At 62.8% G+C, this 18996-nt stretch carries 19 protein-coding genes; 15 read left to right on the top strand and 4 right to left on the bottom strand.

Going from position 1 to position 18996, the window contains the following annotated elements; all coding sequences use genetic code 11:
* The first annotated feature begins 194 nt into the window (after positions 1-194).
* The 4 genes from ACOYYX_RS32520 (at position 195) to ACOYYX_RS32505 (ending at position 6478) form a co-directional block, all read left to right on the top strand.
* Complete coding sequence (locus tag ACOYYX_RS32520; RefSeq protein ID WP_422926822.1) at positions 195-986, top strand: site-2 protease family protein; 792 nt, start codon at positions 195-197, stop codon at positions 984-986.
* A gap of 234 nt (positions 987-1220) precedes the next feature.
* Complete coding sequence (gene lon, locus ACOYYX_RS32515; RefSeq protein ID WP_422926821.1) at positions 1221-3806, top strand: endopeptidase La; 2586 nt, start codon at positions 1221-1223, stop codon at positions 3804-3806.
* A gap of 231 nt (positions 3807-4037) precedes the next feature.
* Positions 4038-5639 (top strand): TolC family protein, encoded by a 1602-nt coding sequence (locus ACOYYX_RS32510; protein ID WP_422926820.1) that lies wholly within the window; start codon positions 4038-4040, stop codon positions 5637-5639.
* 107 nt (positions 5640-5746) lie between these two features.
* Positions 5747-6478, top strand: a complete 732-nt coding sequence (locus ACOYYX_RS32505; RefSeq protein ID WP_422926819.1) for a hypothetical protein — start codon at positions 5747-5749, stop codon at positions 6476-6478.
* Between the two features lie 130 nt (positions 6479-6608).
* Here ACOYYX_RS32505 and ACOYYX_RS32500 read toward each other — a convergent pair whose 3' ends face one another.
* Positions 6609-7400, bottom strand: a complete 792-nt coding sequence (locus ACOYYX_RS32500) for a creatininase family protein (RefSeq protein WP_422926818.1) — start codon at positions 7398-7400, stop codon at positions 6609-6611.
* A gap of 47 nt (positions 7401-7447) precedes the next feature.
* On the bottom strand, positions 7448-8227 hold the full coding sequence (locus ACOYYX_RS32495) for a CHAD domain-containing protein (RefSeq protein WP_422931695.1): 780 nt from the start codon (positions 8225-8227) through the stop codon (positions 7448-7450).
* Positions 8228-8842: 615 nt separating this feature from the next.
* On the opposite strand from ACOYYX_RS32495, the gene ACOYYX_RS32490 reads away from it, so the two are divergent.
* Complete coding sequence (locus ACOYYX_RS32490; protein WP_422926817.1) at positions 8843-9517, top strand: hypothetical protein; 675 nt, start codon at positions 8843-8845, stop codon at positions 9515-9517.
* Positions 9518-9566: 49 nt separating this feature from the next.
* Here ACOYYX_RS32490 and ACOYYX_RS32485 read toward each other — a convergent pair whose 3' ends face one another.
* Together ACOYYX_RS32485 and ACOYYX_RS32480 are read right to left on the bottom strand one after the other, a co-directional pair.
* Complete coding sequence (locus ACOYYX_RS32485; RefSeq protein ID WP_422922865.1) at positions 9567-9998, bottom strand: ISAs1 family transposase; 432 nt, start codon at positions 9996-9998, stop codon at positions 9567-9569.
* Positions 9999-10020: 22 nt separating this feature from the next.
* Complete coding sequence (locus ACOYYX_RS32480; protein WP_422926816.1) at positions 10021-10737, bottom strand: ISAs1 family transposase; 717 nt, start codon at positions 10735-10737, stop codon at positions 10021-10023.
* A gap of 283 nt (positions 10738-11020) precedes the next feature.
* Here ACOYYX_RS32480 and ACOYYX_RS32475 point away from each other — a divergent pair, with 283 nt between their 5' ends.
* The 10 genes from ACOYYX_RS32475 (at position 11021) to prmC (ending at position 18930) form a co-directional block, all read left to right on the top strand.
* Positions 11021-11686: a lysophospholipid acyltransferase family protein gene (locus ACOYYX_RS32475; protein WP_422926815.1), complete on the top strand. Its 666-nt coding sequence runs from the start codon at positions 11021-11023 to the stop codon at positions 11684-11686.
* 176 nt (positions 11687-11862) lie between these two features.
* Positions 11863-12312, top strand: a complete 450-nt coding sequence (locus ACOYYX_RS32470; protein ID WP_422926814.1) for a DUF2752 domain-containing protein — start codon at positions 11863-11865, stop codon at positions 12310-12312.
* Entirely contained in the window at positions 12309-13031 is a 723-nt protein-coding gene (locus ACOYYX_RS32465; RefSeq protein ID WP_422926813.1) for a hypothetical protein, read from the top strand. Before ACOYYX_RS32470 ends, ACOYYX_RS32465 begins: the two co-directional genes overlap by 4 nt.
* A gap of 126 nt (positions 13032-13157) precedes the next feature.
* Positions 13158-13571: a cytidine deaminase gene (locus tag ACOYYX_RS32460; RefSeq protein ID WP_422926812.1), complete on the top strand. Its 414-nt coding sequence runs from the start codon at positions 13158-13160 to the stop codon at positions 13569-13571.
* 252 nt (positions 13572-13823) lie between these two features.
* Complete coding sequence (locus tag ACOYYX_RS32455) at positions 13824-14597, top strand: ThuA domain-containing protein (RefSeq protein WP_422926811.1); 774 nt, start codon at positions 13824-13826, stop codon at positions 14595-14597.
* A gap of 282 nt (positions 14598-14879) precedes the next feature.
* A complete protein-coding gene (locus ACOYYX_RS32450) occupies positions 14880-15482 on the top strand; it encodes a thioredoxin family protein (protein ID WP_422926810.1) in 603 nt (200 codons plus the stop codon).
* 227 nt (positions 15483-15709) lie between these two features.
* Positions 15710-16318 carry a TlpA family protein disulfide reductase gene (locus tag ACOYYX_RS32445; protein ID WP_422926809.1) on the top strand — a complete coding sequence of 203 codons (609 nt, stop codon included), beginning with the start codon at positions 15710-15712 and terminating at the stop codon, positions 16316-16318.
* A gap of 151 nt (positions 16319-16469) precedes the next feature.
* Complete coding sequence (gene rpmE / locus ACOYYX_RS32440; protein WP_422926808.1) at positions 16470-16709, top strand: 50S ribosomal protein L31; 240 nt, start codon at positions 16470-16472, stop codon at positions 16707-16709.
* A gap of 193 nt (positions 16710-16902) precedes the next feature.
* The gene (gene prfA / locus ACOYYX_RS32435) at positions 16903-17970 is read left to right on the top strand and encodes a peptide chain release factor 1 (protein WP_422926807.1); all 1068 of its coding nucleotides are present in this window, start codon (positions 16903-16905) and stop codon (positions 17968-17970) included.
* 6 nt (positions 17971-17976) lie between these two features.
* Entirely contained in the window at positions 17977-18930 is a 954-nt protein-coding gene (gene prmC, locus ACOYYX_RS32430) for a peptide chain release factor N(5)-glutamine methyltransferase (RefSeq protein WP_422926806.1), read from the top strand.
* Positions 18931-18996 lie beyond the last annotated feature (66 nt).

Here is an 18996-nt window from a genome sequence, read left to right as displayed (position 1 = left end):
CCTAACCCATTCGCCCAAGGAGGTCGCACGCAGAACGAAATTGCCCATGGAACGTTAACACGCGGCGCAGCCGGCTTGCAATTGATGGCCCATACACCTCGACGGAAGAGCTTTTTCCCGAAGCCCTTGTTTCTCGAGTGTTGCAGGGTCTACTCTGGACGAGACGATCGAACTTATTTCCCCTGAGGTGTCTCATGCTGGGTGCGGCTGAGCCGACTCCTTACGATCTGCGTTTCCGACTCTTCAACATACCCGTGCGAGTCCACCCGCTCTTCTGGCTCGTCATGGCGATCCTCGCGAGTGGGAACTCTGACCTCAGGCTGATCTGTCTCTTCATCGGGTGCGCTTTCGTCTCGATTCTCGTGCACGAGTTCGGGCATGGCTTGATGGCGACGTTCTTCGGCTTCCGCGCCCACGAAATCGTGCTCTATGGTATGGGTGGCTACTGTCAGTGCGAGATCGAGCGGCAATCGCCTAAAGAGCGTCTCGCCGTCCTGTTCATGGGGCCAGGCGCAGGGTTTCTCCTGCTCGCGGCGATGTTCCTGTTGGCGAGAGTCTTATTGGGAATAAGCTTCATTGACGACGTCAACTTGGTGAGGATGGTCCTGGGTCTGGAACAGAATCGAATTTTCAGCGTGGCGTTTGGGGAACTCCCGCAACTTACGAAGCTCACGTACCTGACAATGATCCAGATTAATCTCATGTGGGGCCTACTCAACCTGCTGCCGATCTGGCCGCTGGACGGCGGGCGGATCACTGAGGTGCTCCTCAATCTGGTCGATCGCCGAAAAGGTACGCGTTGGGCGCATGTGGTATCGCTTCTGACGGCGGGCATCCTGGCGGTGATCTTCTTCAGGTTTCAAGAAACCTTCATGGGGATCTGGTTCCTCTACTTCGGATTCGTCAACTACCAGATCTTGCAGTCGATCACGCAGTCGAGCCGCTACTACTCTCAGGAAGATGATGCCGACTGGTGGAAACGTTGAGGAAATCTGGGCAAGTTCCAGTCATCCGATTTCACCGACGATTCAAGATCTCGCTACCCACAATCCGAGTAGCCATAAGAAGTTGATATCAGGGGTTTTAAGTTAAACGCCCCGGAGTCGCAGCTAGTACCTTTCCTTCCGACCCGGCGTGGGAAACAATTGATTTGATGCTCGCGCACAGAAGCGGGACGCGCCTGGGGTTCCTGCCGAGACATTTCGGACACGCAAATATCTATGAGTGCCAAGAAGAAAACTAGACGAGCCGCTCGGCCGGAAAGTTCCTCGTCGCCTGCGCCAGTACTGGATCCCGAGTCGGTGGCCGAGGACGCGGCGGCTTCGGGGCGAGTGCTGGTGCTTGCCGAGCGTAGTGAGGCTGGTACGACCGCGCCCGATCGTTTGCCGCTGCTCCCACTCCGCTCCGACGTCGTGTTTCCCCAGACGGTCGTCCCGCTGGTCGTGAACCGCTCGAGCGGCATCAGGCTCATCGACGAGGTGCTCGTCTCCGACAAGATGATCGGCCTGGTAACCCAGCGGCATCCCGACGCCGAGGAACCGGGCATGGACGAACTGTATCCGACCATCTGCGTCGGGACCGTCCTCAAGATGCTCAAGTTCCCAGACGGCTCGACCCGGATCGTCTGCCAGGGGCTCTTCCGCGCAAAGCTCGTCGAGGTGACCCGCACCGAGCCGTATCTCATTGGCAAGATCGAGGTTTGCGACGACGTCGTGGAGGAAGGGGTCGAGCTCGATGCCCTGGTCCATCACGTCAACCGCCTCTTCCAGCGCATGGTTGAGCAGAGCCAGCAAGTCCCCGAGGAGTTGCAGGTTGCCGCGATGAACACGCGGGAACCGGGGCGTCTCGCCGACCTCCTCGGCTCGAGCTTGCCGTTCTCCATCGAGGAGAAGCAGCGGCTCCTCGCCGAGATCAACGTGCGGACAAGGCTCGAGAAGTTGGGCCAGTTCCTCACGCGGCAACTCGCGGTCCTCGAACTCTCGAGCAAGATCCAGGAGCAGGTCGGCTCCGAGATCACCAAGGCCCAGCGCGATCACTTCCTCCGCCAGCAGATCAAGGCGATCCAGGAAGAACTTGGCGAGGGGGAGGGAGAGAACTCGGAGATCGACGAGCTCTGGAAGCGGCTCAAGGATTCCAACCCGCCCGAGGAAGTCCTGAAAGAGGCCGAACGCGAGATCGAACGCCTCGCCGGCATGCACCCGAGCTCGGCCGAATACTCGATCGTCCGGACGTACCTCGACTGGCTCGCCATGCTCCCCTGGGCGAACTCCAGCCGCGATCGCCTCGACCTCCGTCGCGCCAAGAAGATTCTCGACGCCGACCACTACGACCTCGAGAAGATCAAGGAACGGATCCTCGAGTATCTGGCCGTCCGCAAGCTCAAGAAGGACATGAAAGGCCCGATCCTCTGCTTCGCCGGCCCTCCCGGCACGGGGAAGACGTCGCTGGGCAAGAGCATCGCCAAGGCCCTCGGCCGCGAATTCGTGCGCATCAGCCTGGGTGGTGTGCATGACGAGGCCGAGATTCGCGGGCACCGTCGGACCTACGTCGCGGCCATGCCCGGGCGGATCATCCAGGGGATTCGGAAGGGGGGGACGAACAACCCCGTCTTCATGCTCGACGAGGTCGACAAGCTCGGGGCCGACTTCCGGGGCGATCCCTCGGCCGCGCTCCTTGAGGTCCTCGACCCCGAGCAGAACTCCGACTTCCGCGACCATTACCTCGACGTCGATTTCGACCTGTCCAAGGTGATGTTCATCGCGACGGCGAACATGCTCGAGACGATCCCCGCCCCTCTGCTGGACCGGATGGAAGTCCTCCAACTCCCGGGATACAGCGAGGAAGAGAAGACCCTGATCGCCCAGCGCTACATCATCCCCAAGCAACTCGAGGCCCACGGCCTCACCGCCAAGGACGTCACCTTCACGGATGATTCCGTGCGCAAGGTGATCGCCGACTACACGAGAGAAGCTGGCCTCCGCAACCTCGAGCGTGAGGTGGCCTCGATCTGCCGCAAGGTCGCGAGGAAGCACGCCGAAGGTCAGCGCAAGGCGACGTCGATCCTCCCCGATCAGGTGGCGACTCTTCTCGGCCCGCCTCGCTTCTTCCGCGAGGTCGCCGACCGCACCGGCACGCCTGGAGTCGCGACCGGCCTGGCCTGGACTCCGACCGGAGGCGAGATCCTCTTTATCGAGGCGACGGCCATGCCGGGCAAGGGGGCCCTGACCCTCACCGGCCTGCTCGGCGAGTCGATGCGCGAGAGTGCGCAGGCGGCCCTCAGCTACCTGCGAAGCCACGCCAAGCCCCTGGAGATTGAGCCGTCCTGGTTCACCAAGACCGACGTGCATATCCATGTCCCGGCGGGCGCGGTCCCGAAAGACGGCCCTTCGGCGGGAGTCGCGATCGCGGCGGCGCTCATAAGTCTGGTCCGCAACAAGGCGGTGCACCAGAATCTCGCCATGACCGGGGAAGTGACCCTGACCGGTCGCGTCCTCCCGGTCGGGGGCGTCCGCGAGAAGATCCTCGCCGCGAGGCGTGCGGGGATCGAATCAGTCCTGATCCCTCGGCACAACGAGAAGGATCTCGTCGAACTGCCGCCCGAGGTCAAGGCCGACATGACCTTCCGCACGATCGACACCCTCGACGACGTGGTCCCGATGCTTTTCCCAGACCCGCGATCGACCAAGAAATCGACGTCGACTCCCAAGCGAGGCAAGGCGGAGAAGTCGAGCCGACTGCTCCCGAACCCTCGGGAGAACAAGCCGGCCTCCGGCGAGAAGGCCCCGCGACGGCTCAGGCCGAGGTGATCGATTCCGGTGGGCGCGATCATGCCGGTTGTGGGGGTGGGTTTGGATCTCTTGATTATTGCGAGGAAGCCAGGAAGGTGGCCTCGTTGAGGCCGTAAGGCGATCAAGGGCCTACCCACCCCGTCCGATAAACCCTCCATGGAGGGAGCCGGATCGAGCATGCGGTCCTGCGCCGAGCGAGGCAGGCCAATGCTCCCGCCGTGGTAATCCGACGACAGGAGGTCGTCTGGTATGCGTCGAACCCTCGCGGGTCACAATCCTGTCGTACGCCTGCTGGCATTCGGCTTGTTGCTAGCGTTCTCCACGAGCGCCCGGGCCCAGGGCCCCCAGGTCGATGTCGAGGAACCGCCGGGGGCTCCCGATAGTCGAGGCAGCCTGGGCCCTGCCGTCGGGGCATCTGGCACTTCGGGCTTCGACGTCGCGCCCGTGATGACGCAGGACAGCCTCTTCGGCGGCCGACCGGGTCCCTCGGTCACGCGCGTCCCACTCGACCAGCTCAGCGCCCCGACGGTCAACCTCAAGCAGCCGACAGTACGATTCAAGCCGCAGGTGCTTCCACCGGCCGACATCCCGAGCTATGGGCAACTCGAGGAACCGACCAAGCCCGAGGATCCCGGGCCTGCCGATGGCCTCACCCTGGAAGCGGCGATCGGGAGGCTGCTCGACCAGAACCTCAGCCTGACCGCCCTCAAATTCGAAATCCCAATGGCGGAGGCCGACGTCCTGACCGCGAGCCTTCGGGCCAACCCGATCTTCTACGCCGACAGCCAGCTCGTGCCTTACGGCCACTATTCGAATAATCGACCGGGCGGACAGACGCAGTACGACGTCAACGTCACTCTCCCCATCGACGTTTGGCGCAAGCGCAAGGCCAGGACACACGTGGCCGAGGCCGCCAAGAAAGTCACCGAGGCCCAGTTCCAGGACTCGGTACGTCTTCAGATAGATAACCTGTACACGGCTTATGTCGATGTCTCGGCCGCGTCCTCGGCCCTCGAGTATAGCAAGGCGTACGTGGTCGGCCTCGAGAAGATCCTCCAGGTCAATCTCAAGCTCCTCGAGAAGGAGCAGATCAAGCCGGCTGACCTCCTCGTCACCCGCGCCCAGTTGGAGCAAGGCCAGCTCCAGATCCACGATGCGTTGCAGGTTTTGCAGAAGTCCAAGAGGACGTTGGGACTCCTCTTGAACTTGAAGCGTGAGGAGGCGGACGCCATCAAGCTGCGATCGACCCTCCGGGACGTCCGGCCTTTGCCCGTCGATGAGCATGCCTTGATGGACATGGCGATGAACAGTCGCCCCGACCTCATCGCCTTCCGCCTAGGTCTCCATCGCGCCCAGGCAGACGTCAAGCTCGCCCATGCGAATCGATACTCGGATGTTTATTTGCTCCTGCAACCGTATACGATGCAGAACAACGCGCCGCTCGGCCTGAAGAGCGCCTACTCGTATGCGATCGGTGCCACGGTCGCCCTCCCGATCTACAACCGGAACCAGGGCAACATCGCGAGGTCGAAGTTCAACCTGACCCAGACGCAGGTGGAGTTGGCGAATCTCGAGAACCAGGTCGGTTACGACGTCGACGAGGCCGTGCGAGAGTTCCAGGTGAGTCGGACCCGAGTCCTGGAACTCGAACGCGAAGTCCTGCCCGCTTCGCGCAAGGTTCGCGACACGGCCTACGAGCGTTGGCTCGGCGGCGAGACCAATATCATCGACTACTTCGAGGCCCAGCGGGCGTACAACGACATCGTCAAGGTTTTCCGAGACGCCCTCGTGCGGCATCGCCGTGCCATGCTCGACCTGAACACGGCTGTAGGCGTTCGCGTCCTGCCTTGACGAGTCCGGACGCATCGAAGGGCAAACAGGCTGCGTGCTTGACCGGACGTGCGGCAATCACGGTGCGTCAGCTTTTCGCTTCGCGAGGAGTAGGGGAGATTTCCGCGATGTTTTTCCTGAACCGAACGCGACAGGCGAAACGGCGTCCTCGTAGCATGCTGCTCGAGCGGCTCGAGTCGCGCGAATTGCTCTCGGTCGCGCCGATCTACATGGCTCGTCAGGAGAGCCTCGTCAGCGGCGCACCCGCGGTGCAGGCGATCCTCACCCGCGCCGGAACCACGAACCCGAGCGAGACCGCCGCAGCGGCCGATTCATCGGCGACTCCGCAGCCGACAGCACGCGAGCTCCTACGCCAGCGCTACACCGCGAAACTCTCTGGAACCTACACCACGGGGCCTGGCCGCTATACCGATCAGGTGATGCAGGGGTACGTGACGACCTCCGGCTCATCGAATCAGTCGCTCAACATCGACATGCAGCTTCGTTTCTTCACCTACACCGACCCGAGCGAGCCGATCTCGGGGGTTGCCGCCCTGATTCCGAGGAATACGTCGACGACGGGCAGCAATCTCATCCTCGACCTCTCCGCGCCGGCCCCGACGACCCCCGGCAAGCTCCCCACGCATTTCACCTGGACCGTCGATCCGACGAGCGGCGGCCTCTATACCTCGGCCGGTACGCTCGGGGGCGGGTCGGGCACGCTCGACATCCACTATCGGCCGACGGGTGCCGGGCGAGGCCGCGTGACCACGATGGGCAAGGCCTTCGTGGTCATCAACGGCCTGGTCAACGCCGACGGGATCTTCAACAACCTTGGCGTGATGGGCAACCGCGCGTAACTGCCGATGCATTGACTGTGGCGCGGCCGACCGCTGCGGAATGCGAGTACGGACCATGGGTCGCATCGATCAGCGACCCATGGCCTGTCGATATTTTAGCGAGGGAGCGACATTCTCGGAAGTATGGGGATCAAGGACCCCAGGTAGTCCCATCCCAGTCCGCGACTCGTTCGAGCAAGGCGACGACGTCGGCGGAAAAGAGTTGGAAGAGCGTTTCGCCTTTCTCCTTCGTGGCCTGGCGCGGGTCGCCCAGGTAGCCTTCGGTGCTCCGCTCGCGCGTGATCCAGGCGCGGTTCGCCGGCTCGAATCGTCCTGTCGAGGAGACCGGCTCCAGGGTGGAGATATCCCCGACGAGGTGGGGAGCCAGGCGCAGGATCATCGACGTTTCCCACTCGCACGCGTGATCCATCTTCGTCTGCACGATCGAGGCATCGGCCTCGGGAGGCGAGGCGCCGAGGGTCCAGTATGTCGTCGCGAGGAGCAACAAATCGTCGCGATCGCGGTGCCGTTGGCGGACTTCGAAGGTGGCCTGCTGTGACGGCACGATGTTTCCGCCGTGCCCGTTGAGGAGCACGATGCGACGGAACCCGTGCGTGATCACATTTTCAATCAGGTCTCCGAGGACGTCGAGGTACGTGCGCGCGGAGGCCGAGAGCGTGCCCGGGAAATCGATGTGGTGGTGCGAGTTGCCGAGCCAGAGTAGGGGGGTCCAGACGACCTTGTCTCCCAGCGCTCCCGAGGCTCGTCGTACGACCTCGCCGAGAAGCATGCTATCGGTGAAGACGGGCAGGTGCCGGCCGTGCTGCTCCACGGCGGCGATCGGGATCACGATGGGAGTGTCAGGAGGGAGTGCGGCGAGCGCCGCCCAGGTCATGTCCTGCCATTGCAAGGGGAGGGTCTCCGGATCGTTGGGGTGGGTCAAGTGCGAGGCGACTCGGCTTCGAGTCGCCTCGAGGTGGGCTCATTCTATCAGGAGTGGAACCAGCGGCGATTCTTGCGGTGATCGAATGGCTTCCAGGCTTCGAAGAACTTGTCCCGGCTCGTGTCTAGGACATAGGTTTCTCGCTCGATCATCCTCCCCGCGGCGAGGTTAAAAGCACCATCGTCGGGAAACTCCGACGCCACGTCCTGGATGAAGTGGATGGCGTCGGCGGCGTCCTGATGCTCGCCGAGGATGTCCTGGATGTGGGTGGCGGCCACAGCGAACCTGAGAGCGTCTCTCTTCCGCGCGGAGGGCAGGGCTTTCGCGACGGCTTCCGCCGCGTAACGAGCCCGCTTCGCCCGTTTCCGGACGTCGTGGAAGTCTTCGTCTTCGCTCGAGTCCTTCAGTTTTCGTGCCTTCTTTTTGAGTTTCTTCCACGCATCGGCGACGAGATCGGGGATGATTTCGCGGCAAGGCGCCAGAGCAGAGTCCTCATACGTCGGGTGTTCGATCATCGTCTGGAGACGATGCCAGAGGTCCTCGTAACGGATGCCGTCGATGACGCACTGCAATTCGAGGGCGGCGCGGGCCCGACGTTCCCCGAGCGTCTGGAAAATAGGCCCGATCGACGACTCCAGCGATCCGGCCGAGGCGCGGAACCTGTCGCGTAGGACGTCGAACTGACGGACCAACCCGAGCTTGGACGCGAGCCATTTGAGGTCCTCCTCGAGCTCGAACGCCCACTCGGGGTCGACGTACTCCTCGTAGAACCGGAGTTCACTCCGGAGCCTACGAGTGGTGGCACGCATCTTATGCATGCCCTCCATGTCCCCTTGTCGCACGGCCGGATCGGAGGTCCTCATCCGGTCGAGGGCGCGTACAAGTGACGCCTGGATCAGGGAGGTCATCGGCTCGTCGAGTGCTAGCCGGGGCATGGTCGTCAGCTGGGAACCGATTCCGTTCCTCGTGAAATCAGGCGATTCCGTTACGTGTCGGGACATTGCAGAAACCTATCATCGATAAGTCGAGACCCGCGCATCGAAGTTCGAATCGCTCCCGGCAATCGCGGATCTTCATCAAACCGTAAAGTTTACCATAAGGGATGAGCCAGCCTAGTGCCGTCCGGGCTGAGCCCGTTGAATCACTGATAAAGTCTGCACTTAGGGCCTCATTTTGCGTGGAACTTCAACATTAATCCCTTATTTAGCAATGGGTTAGGTTGCGAGTGCGGTTCCCGAAGTTTTCCGGTACCCACGCACAAATGGGAAACAGTGGCAACCGTGGCGGAGCGAATCCTTCGTAGTTATGGCGCACTAGATGCACTTGGTCTATTGGCCGAAGAGCCTTTGAACACCGAGGACAGATTTAGCGTAAGATTGAAGTATTGTCAGCCGTCGAAGAACGGCGTTCACTCGTAAGAGGCCGGTGACGACCGCGTTGAGATGAAAATCTACTTAATTCATACCAACGATGGCCGAAACATCTTCTATTCGGCACCCGCGCTCGAGATGGATACGCCCAAAGTGGAGCACACGGGCGTGCGCGGGTGGTTCGAAAAGAAAGCCAACGAGATGCGGGCCTCCTGGTCCGAGAATCATGACGGGGCCAAGGGGCGCGTGAAAGCCGTCTGGGAGTGGCTCCAGCGAGCGACGTTCGCCGACGAAGGCCTGCTCCTGCGGCTCCGCCATGCCCAGAACGTGAAGATCCATCACGCCCCCAAGCTCTCGAAGGAGCATGTGCAGGAGATCTGGCTCCAGTACCTTTCGCAGCGCGAACGACGGCACTGGATCTGGTTCAGCCTAAACGCCCTGGTCACGCCCATCACCGTCCTGCTGGCTCCTTTGCCAGGGCCGAACGTGGTCGGCTACTGGTTCGCCTATCGTGCGGTGCGGCATATCCTGGCGGTCTTCGGGGCTCGTCGAGCTCGGAAGGTACCGGTCCCCGTCTCCACGCATCCCTCGCGAGGCCTCGATCAGCCGGTCAACCGAGGCCTGAAGGCCCTAAGGGAACTCCTCGGGCGCGAACACGACCACGAGCATCTGCACGAATTCTTGCGCAAATGCGAGATCGACACCGAGGAGTTGAAAGTCGAGGCAGCCGCAGAACAGCCTCATTGAAGTCGCCAGACTCGGCGTAACGGTGGCCTCCTCCCACGGCTAATCACAGTTAGAAGATGCCCAGCGTGGCGAAGAGATCGCTGATGCGGCTGGCATTCCTTCGCATCGCCCCGGCGATGTTGGTGCTCCCCGTCGATCGTATCAAGCCGAGGGCCAGGTTCCGTAACGCCGCAAAGACCTCGGGGCCGAAGCCTTTGCGAATCCGGCTGGCATCTTCTCCCAGGCTCACGTCTCGCACATGGTGCGAGCGGTTCTCGATGGTCCAATGGCCGCGCGACCAGCGCAGGAGTTCCTCGGCACCGGCCATCGAACGCGGCACGCTGGTGATGAAGTGGCGGGTCTCCGTGGTGCGCTTGCCGTCGCGCAGCACGACCGAGTCGATTCGGCCGACCTGGCCCACTCCGGGCCAGTCCAGATAGCCGTTCAGGGCCGTCGTGGCCGTCGACGTGCGACGCTCGGTGCGGCCATGTCCTTTCTCCAAGGTGGTCGCTGTGTCGATGGCCTCAAGCCAGAGGCGCCGCTGCCGGGGGGGAAAGAGCCTCTACGGCTCCCGGGGCGAAGGCCGCTCGGATGTCGGCCAGGAGTGCGGGCTGATTGTCCTTGACCACCCAGAGGTAATGGCCGCCGCTGTCGACGATCTGACGGCTCAGGTCGCGTTGACAGAAGATGGCATCGCCGGTGATGAGACGGCCCTCGAGGACCAACCCCGAGAGGAGCTGGAGGGCGGCCTTATGTTCATTCGTCTTGTCCTTGGCGCCGTCGGGCACCTTGGCCTGGGCCACGGTCAGCCCGGATCGGTGGGCGACCAGCGAGAGCAGATGAACGGCTTTGTTCAGGCCATCGAAGCTGCCGCGAACCGACTTACCGTCCAGGGCGAAGGGGGCAAGGAGGCCTTCGTCCTCCGCGGGGATTTGGCCGAGCAGGGCCTCGGCCCAGCGGGTCAAGGCCGCCTCCAGTGCGGCCGGCGAGAGGGCCATGAGGACCTTGCGAATGCCGCCGGACTTGGGAGGACGCCTAGTGAATCCGAGGCGATGCATGAACGCGATGTCCTGGTCGTGGGCCCATTGGCCGATGGCGGCATAACTGCGGGAGCCACACATGATGGCGCAGCAGGCCAAGGCGAGGACGGCCGATAGGGGATGCTGGCGGCCGTGTCGACTGCGAGGGTCGAGGACCTCATCGAGGAAATGGAGCAAGCCGAGATTTGAGGGTGCGTCCATGCCAAGGATCTCGAAAGGGGTCGTTCTAAGCCGAAGACGCTTCTCTAACCTCCCCACAATGAATCCGTCAATAGCCCTGGCCTCCTCCCAATCGGCCTATCCCGTTTTCGGCTTTCCGACTAAGTTGTCGCCCGTGCGCGCACCTCGAAACCGTTCGCGTGAGGTCAAGGACTGATCGAGTGGCCTTGGTGAGATACGAGGCTTCAAGCTTCGGGGATCGAGCCCGGAGCGAGGGACGCCGTACGCATAGAGCTGCGTCCGGCGGTAGGCCAGGGGAGGGCCGATGAAGATCCAGCATCCGCTTTTGGTCAAGACCGTCGGGATCACGGGGGCGTGGATGGTCCGCAGGCTCGTGGGGACGAGCCGGTTTCACTTTCGCTATGCGAACCCGACGCTCAATCCCGAGGTCGCGCGTCGCCTGGGTCATCGCTACATCTATGCCTTCTTTCATGAGGTGATGCTCTTCCCCGCCTATTACTGGGCGTGGCCGCAGATGCACATCCTCATCAGCGACCACCGCGATGGCGAGCTCATCACGCAGGTCGTCCGAAGGCTAGGCTTCGGCGTCGTCCGTGGCTCGACCACTCGTGGCGGTGCCCGCGCCTTGCGCGAGATGACCCTTCGCCTCGATGGCGGCAACCCCTGCGTGACCCCCGACGGCCCCAAGGGGCCGAGGCGACACGTGCATCAGGGATTGGCGTACCTCGCGAGCCGGACCGGTCTGCCGATCGTCGGTGCGGGCATGGCCTTCAGCGATCCCTGGCGGGCGAATAGCTGGGACCGCTTCGCCGTGCCGAAGCCCTTCCGCGCGGCGGCCTGCGTCGTCCCCGATGCGGTCCACGTCCCTCCCGACGCCGATCGCGACACGATCGAGGCCTGCCGACTCGAGGTCGAGACGCGGATGCAGCAAGCATCCCTCGAGGCCGAGGAATGGGTTAAGAAACTTTGACAATGGACGCGGCTTGAAAGCGAGATTTGCCCTTTTTTCAAGCGTGAGAAGTTCGCCACGGTTGGCCTTGCCAGGATTTTGTCGGCGGATTATGGTGTGGCGACCTATCCGGCAGCCTAGGCTTGCAGTCTCGTGCAGTGCTTCGGATCACGTCTTCTCGACCGAACGGCACGTCCATGATCGTTCAACTCCCGATGCGTTCTCGGTTCGGACAGGCGACTCGTTCTGCGCTGCTCGTCACGGCCCTGGGACTCGCGACGGTGCTCGGTATCGCCAGGTGGCTGAAGCCCGACCCAAGGGGGTTCGGGACGCACACTCAGCTCGGACTGGCCCCCTGTGCCTTCGCGTTCTTGACCGGCCACCCGTGCCCCACCTGCGGCATGACGACCTCGTTCGCATGGTTCGTGCGAGGCCGACTCGACCGCTCCTGGGGGGCCAATCCGGCCGGAAGTCTGCTGGCACCGACATGTGTTGTTTTGATTCCGTGGCTCGTGGCCGGCGCGATTATGGGACGGCCGATCGGTTTCCGGACATTGGAACAACCGATGGTCGGCCTGGCAGTGATCATCGTGGCCCTGAGCTTGTTTTTCTGGACGGTTCGCCTGTTATTTGGGAGGGCGTTATGAGGACCCCTCGGCCGCACGCAAGGACGCGCCGCGCCGCAGCTTCGCTCGTGATCGCCGCAGCCGTAGGGCTGATGGGCCTGACGGGCTGTGATCCACGAACAGTACTCTACTTCCTCCAGCCGTTCGAACCCACGGTCCCGGCCCCGGGACCCTCGCTGAAGAACAAGAGAGTGGTCGTCCTCACGCATGCCGTCGCCGGCACGCAAGGCGATTTCCAGTCGCTCGATCGCGATCTGACTCGCGAATTCTGTCTCTACCTCCGCAAGCACCAGAAGAAGATCGACATCGTCGAACTCGACAAGGTCTCGACCTGGGTTGAGGGGCATCCGAACTGGACGGATCCGGCCGAAGCGGGTCGGGCCTTCGAGGCGGACATCGTCATCTTCCTCGAGGTCGAGGCCTTCCAGGTCGCGAGCAACTCGAGCCCTGGCTTGCTCGAAGGCACGGGCCGGACGCACATCCAGGCCTTCGAGATGAAACATCCGCTCAACAGCAAAGACAAGCCGATGACGGATCAGCCTCGCGAGGCCCACAGCATCTACGATAACTACGTCGACAGCACCTTCCCCATCCGAGGGCCGGTGCAGGAAGGGCAGGGCTGGAGCCGAGGTTCGTTCAAGAACCGGTTCCTCCAGGTCGTCGCCGCCGAAGTCGCCTGGCACTTCGTCGAGCACTCGCCCGAGGACGACATCCAGGACGTCCGGCCGCACGGCCAGTGACGATTCTGCAAGCAAGTTGCTGAAGACGCCCTCCGGCTTCCGAAAGAGAAGTCCGGAGGGCGTCTTTTTTTGTCCGGGAAGTAGGAGCCATCGTCGGACGCGCAAGCGTCGAGGAGGAAATGCCCGATGGTCGACGCCCACGCATTTACGCCGCCGCTCGATGCGCTCCTCGAAGCAGCCAGGGAGGCGAGCCGGCTAGCCTACTGTCCGTACTCGAACTTCCACGTCGGCGCGGCGATCTGGGCCAAGGGCCAGATCTTCTCCGGGGCCAACATCGAGAATGCCTCGTATGGCCTGACGGTCTGCGCCGAGCGCACGGCCACGTTCGCCGCGATCCTGGCGGGTGCCGTCGAGATCGAGGCAGTGGCGGTGTCATGCGTCGATGCGCCCGCCGACTCGGAGCCGTCTCACCTGATGCCTTGCGGCGCCTGTCGCCAGGTCCTAGCCGAGTTCGCCAGGCCGGAAACTCCCATCGTCGTCGATCGGGTCGGGACCTTTACGCTCGCGGAGATCATGCCGATGGCGTTCCGCCTCCGATAGTACAGATTTCCCAGCTTGACCCCTCGAAGTCGCATCCTTCTGCACGGACGAGTAACCGCCGCGTCGGTCGCATTCTCACCTAAATTCCGTGATCAGGGACTCTTGCGACCTTGAGTCGGACGGGTTAACATTCATTCCACTGCGAATATCCCGCTTCTCGATCGCCCGAAGGATCGAGCCTGCCTGCTAGCCCCGAACGTAAAGCTCCACCCCGCTGGTCGTCCACGATATTCCATTAAGAGGATGTGCCGAGTGAAAGTTCGCGAGACGCGTCTCGATCGACGAACGTTCCTCCGTCGTGCCACAGTTACTGGCGCGGCGGCCCTAGGAGCTCTGCACGTCTCGGAAACAGTCGCAGCGACGGATCGCCCTGTCCGAGTTCGTGTCTGGTGCGAGGGGAGCGCCCGCAAGGCGGTCTACCCGAGCGACATCGACGGAGCGATCGCCGAATACCTCGGCCGTAAGAATGAGCTGAACGTGTCCCGGTCGCGCCTCGGCGATTCCGAGGCAGGCTTGAGCGACGGCGACCTTGATGCGACCGATGTGCTCATCTGGTGGGGCCGGCTCCGACACGACGACGTCCCGGCCGATCGGGTCGACGCGGTCGTCGAGCGGGTCAAGTCGGGCAAGCTCGGCTTCCTGGCCCTCCACGCCTCGTGCGCCAGCAAGCCTTTCCGCGCCCTGATGGGGACTGCCTGCGAGCCTGGCGGCTGGCGAGAAGACGGCGAACCTGAACATATTCAAGTGCGTGCCCCCGATCATCCGATCGCGCGCGGCGTCGCCCCGTTCACGATCCCCAAGACGGATATGTTCACAGAGCCGTTCTCGGTCCCCAACCCGGAGACGGTCGTGCTGCTCTCCTCCTGGGATCATGGGGAGACGATGCGGAGCGGCCTGACCTGGACGATCGGCAAGGGGCGAGTCGTGTACCTCCGACCCGGCCACGATGCCTTCCCCGTGCTCTTCCACCCGGCCCTGCGCCAGGTGGTCGCGAACTCGGTCCTCTGGGCCGCGAAACGCACCTGAGGCCGCGCCGAGGCACCTTTCCAGGTCGTTGACTCCGAAATGCCCGGATCTATAATCGTGAGCGAAATGGGGACTCGCACCGAAATTGAGGGCGGGTTCTTCCGTTTCGACGCTATTTACCGTGGGAAACCTGGGTTCCTTCGAGGTCTAGTGGTTCGGTCCCCTCGTGCAGTCAAGCATCCGGAAGGGATGGTCCGGAGCCTCTCGCGAAACTGAGTCGGCGCCCAACGAAGCTTTGTAAGGCTTCGTCTAATACTCTCTAAGATTTGAGGAGATGCACCGATGCGCAAGCTGTTCCTCAGCCTGGCTGGCCTGGCCCTGGTCGCTAGCCCCGTCTTTGCCGGCAAGTTCAACAAGGCCATCAGCGTTGGCGAAAAGGCCCCCGCCTTCTCCGGCATCCCCGCCGTTGATGGCAGCAAGGACACGAGCCTCAGCCTCTCCGACATCAAGGAAGACGTGGTCGTCGTCGTCTTCCTCGCCAACCACTGCCCCGCCGTCACCGCCTACGAAGATCGCGTCATCGAGTTCGCCAACGACTACAAGGGCAAGAACGTCAAGGTCGTGGCCGTCTGCGTCAACGACCGCGACGACGACCGCCTCCCCGCCATCAAGGACCGGGTCAAGGAGAAGGGTTACAACTTCGCCTATGGCTATGACGACACCGGCAAAATCGGCAAGGACTTCGGCGCGGTCGTGACCCCGCAGTTCTTCGTCCTCGACAAGAACCGCGTCATCCGCTACACCGGCGCCTTCGACGACAACGGGGAGGAGGCGAAGGTCACCAAGAAGTACCTGGCTTCCGCCGTGGATGCCATCCTCAAGGGTGAGAGCGTCGAGATCGAAGAGACCCGCGCCAAGGGCTGCGGCATCCAGTACAAGAAGTAATCGCAGGCGTTTGTACGAGCCTGGCTCGTCGCAGACCATCGTGACATCTGGAACGCCGCCGACCCATCCCGTCGGCGGCGTTCTTGCATAAACGCCCAGGCGTCCAATGTCGTCCCTCGTCGACTTTGCTCCGAGATTCGGAAAGGCGATGGCGCCATGATGCCTGCACTCGTGGATGATCGGCAGGTCGAGTCCCTCACTCGGATCGGAAGGGGAGGCAGTCACCGATGACGTTGCAGAGCAAGAAGACCCGCTACGCACTCCTGGCCACCGCGCTGGCCTTCACGGCATTGGCCGGGGCCCTCGGCGTGCCGAAGGCCGTTGCCGCCGCCAAGGAGAAGGAAGGGGCCGTAACCCTCGAGCCGGTCAAGTTCGAGGTCTTCCGGGAGAAGATGGGCCAGAACAGGTCGAGCAAGTACACCATCGTCGACGTCTGGGCCTCGTGGTGCCTCCCTTGCAAGGAGAACTTCCCCCACCTCCTCGAGCTCGACAAGAAGTACAAGGCCAAGGGGCTGAAGGTCGCCTCACTCTCGTTCGACGACCCGTCTGAAGAGAAGCAGGTCAGCGACGCGAAGAAGTTCCTGCACGAGAAGAACGCGACCATCACGAACTACCTGCTCGACGAGGAAGCCGGCGTCGGCAATGAAAAATTGAACATCAACGCCATCCCCGCCGTATTCATCTACGACCCCTCGGGGAAGGAAGTCCTGCGATTCACGCTCGACGACCCGAAGCATCAGTTCACGTACGGGGACGTGGAGAAGGCAGTCGAGGCTCTGCTGGAGGGAAAGCCGGTTCCCGACGGGATCGGCGAGAAGCCGCCGGCGTCCAACTGAGGACAGGCGCAGGAAAAAGAAGCCTCCTTCTCGCCGAAGTTCGATCTCTTTGGTATCATCATGGAATCAGGCTGGGTCGTCTCCCGGCCGAGAGACCATGGCAGTGGCCCACCGCCAGCGCGGACGGCCAGAAACGGACTGGGTTGCGACAATGAAAGACGGCATTCACCCCAAATACCAAGAGTGTGAAGTGACCTGCGGCTGCGGCAACACGTTCAAGACGCGTAGCACGAAGCCGAAGATCGCGGTCGAAGTTTGCTCGGCCTGTCACCCGTACTACACCGGCTCGGTGAAGTTCGTCGATGCCGCCGGCCGCGTCGATAAGTTCAACAAGAAGTTCCAGGGGACTTACGGCAAGGCCAAGAAGCCGGCCGAACCCGCCAAGGCCTAGTCTCCATCGCAGCAAGCTTGACGGCCCGCCAGGCGGCATCCCCCGGATGCAGCCCGACGGGCCGTTGGTCTTTTCAGAATGCGTCTACTGTCTCCTCGGGGCGTCAAGGGATTGACGACGTCCCGCTTGGAGCGATCAAGCCCAGACCGGCCGATTCTCGAATCACCTCGTTGGCAGTCGGAGCGGGTCCGTCGTGTTTGAGAAGCTTCAGACCGATTACCAACGATTCTGCGAACTCGAGCAGGCCCTCCTGGATCCCGACGTGGTCACGGACGTCTCCCGCCTGACCGCGCTGGCCAAGGAGCGGAGCAGCCTGGCCAAGCTCGCGATCCCTTATGGCCGCTATCTCGAACTCGGACAACAGATCGGCGAGGCGGAGGCCCTCTGCGAGGCTGAAACCGACTTCGAAATGAGGACTTATGCCGAGGCCGAGCTCGAAGCCCTGCGGATCCGTCAGACCGAAATCGGCGAGACCCTCCGGGACCTCCTCTACGACCAGAAGGCCGGGAACGACCGCGCCGGCCTGATCATCGAGATCCGCGCCGGCACCGGCGGCGACGAAGCTGCGCTCTTCGCCCGCGACCTCTTCGAGATGTATCAACGCTTCTCCGACCAGATGGGCTGGAAGTTCGAGGCGCTCGAGATGGTCCCGACCGAGCTCGGGGGCTTCCGCGAGGCCTCCTTCGGGATCAATGGCGAGGGGGCCTTCCGCCATCTCCAGTTCGAGAGCGGCGGGCATCGCGTCCAGCGCGTGCCGGTCACGGAGACGCAGGGCCGGATCCATACTTCGGCCGCCACGGTCGCCGTTTTGCCGGAACCCGAGGAAGTCGATATCATCATTCGCAACGAGGATCTCCAGATCGACGTGATGCGTGCCGGCGGCCCGGGCGGCCAGCACCAGAACAAGACGGAGAGCGGGGTCCGGATAACACACCTGCCGTCGGGCATCGTGGTCAACTGCCGGGACGAGCGGAGCCAGCACAAGAACAAAGCGAAGGCCATGCGAATCCTTCGGAGCCGCCTCTTCGACCAGGTCGAGGAGAAAGCCCGCTCGGAACGCGCGGAGGCTCGCCGGACCCTGATCGGCTCGGGAGACCGATCCCAGCGCATCAGGACCTATAACTTCCCGCAAAACAGGGTGACGGACCACCGCATCGGCCTGACCCTCTACAACCTCGACCGCGTGATACTCGGGGATCTTTCCCCGCTGACTACCGCCTTGATCGACCACGACCGCCGCGAGCAACTCGGCGAGGTGTGACCTACGATGCCAAAAGACGCCGACTCCCTTCATGCGTCCCAATCCGTGAACGGGACGACGCCAGCGGCAGCAGGGGTAGGAAGCCCTCAGGACGATCCCGATCGCTGGACCGTCGGGCGGCTCCTCACCTGGACCGCCGACTATCTCAAGCGACGTGGTTCCGAGAGCCCCAGGCTCGACGCCGAGGTCCTGCTCGCCGACGTGCTCTCCTGGGAACGCGTCCAGCTCTACACCCACTATGAGGACGAGGTCGGGGCGACTCCCCGAGCCACGTTCCGCGACCTGGTACGCCGACGGGCCGAAGGCACTCCCGTTGCTTATCTCGTAGGGCGCAAGGAGTTTTACTCCTTGATGCTGAAGGTCTCGCCGGCCGTCCTGATACCTCGGCCCGACTCGGAGTTCGTGGTCGTCGAGTTCCTCGCCATGACGAAGAATCTCGAATCACCCCGCGCCGTCGATATCGGGACCGGCTCAGGTTGCCTGGCTCTCGCCTGCACCCTGCATCAAAAATCGGCCCGATTCATCGCAGTAGACCTCAGCCCCGAAGCACTGGCCATCGCCGAGGGTAATGCCAAGAAGCATGGGCTCTCGGATCGGATCGTGTTCCGCCAGGGTAACCTGTTCGAGCCTGTGGCTGACGACGGTCCCTTCGACGTGATCCTCTCGAATCCGCCTTACATCCCCAGCACGACGATCCCGACGCTCGAGCCGGGAGTAAGGCTCTATGAGCCGCATATGGCCCTCGACGGCGGTGACGACGGCCTGCGTGTCGTCGAACCCCTGGTCGCCGGGGCGGTCACGCTCCTCAAGCCGGGCGGACACCTGATCCTCGAGATTGGCTCGGATCAGGAAAAGCCGGTCCGCGACCTGATCTCGTCGCATCCGGCTTTCGAGCTGGCCCCAACGATTCGAGACCACGCCAACCATCCCCGCGTGATCCGAGCAACCCGACGGGCGTAAGCGCCAGCAATTGATGTTGCCCCTAAAGGCCGGGCCAGTCATCTGACCTGACCGTCTTTCCCTGGG

It is taken from the genome of Singulisphaera chitinilytica (assembly GCF_049331405.1).
Taxonomy (GTDB): Bacteria; Planctomycetota; Planctomycetia; order Isosphaerales; family Isosphaeraceae; genus PoT.
The sequence above is the reverse complement of the archived record's forward strand: the minus strand, read 5'-3'. Positions and strand labels throughout refer to the sequence as shown.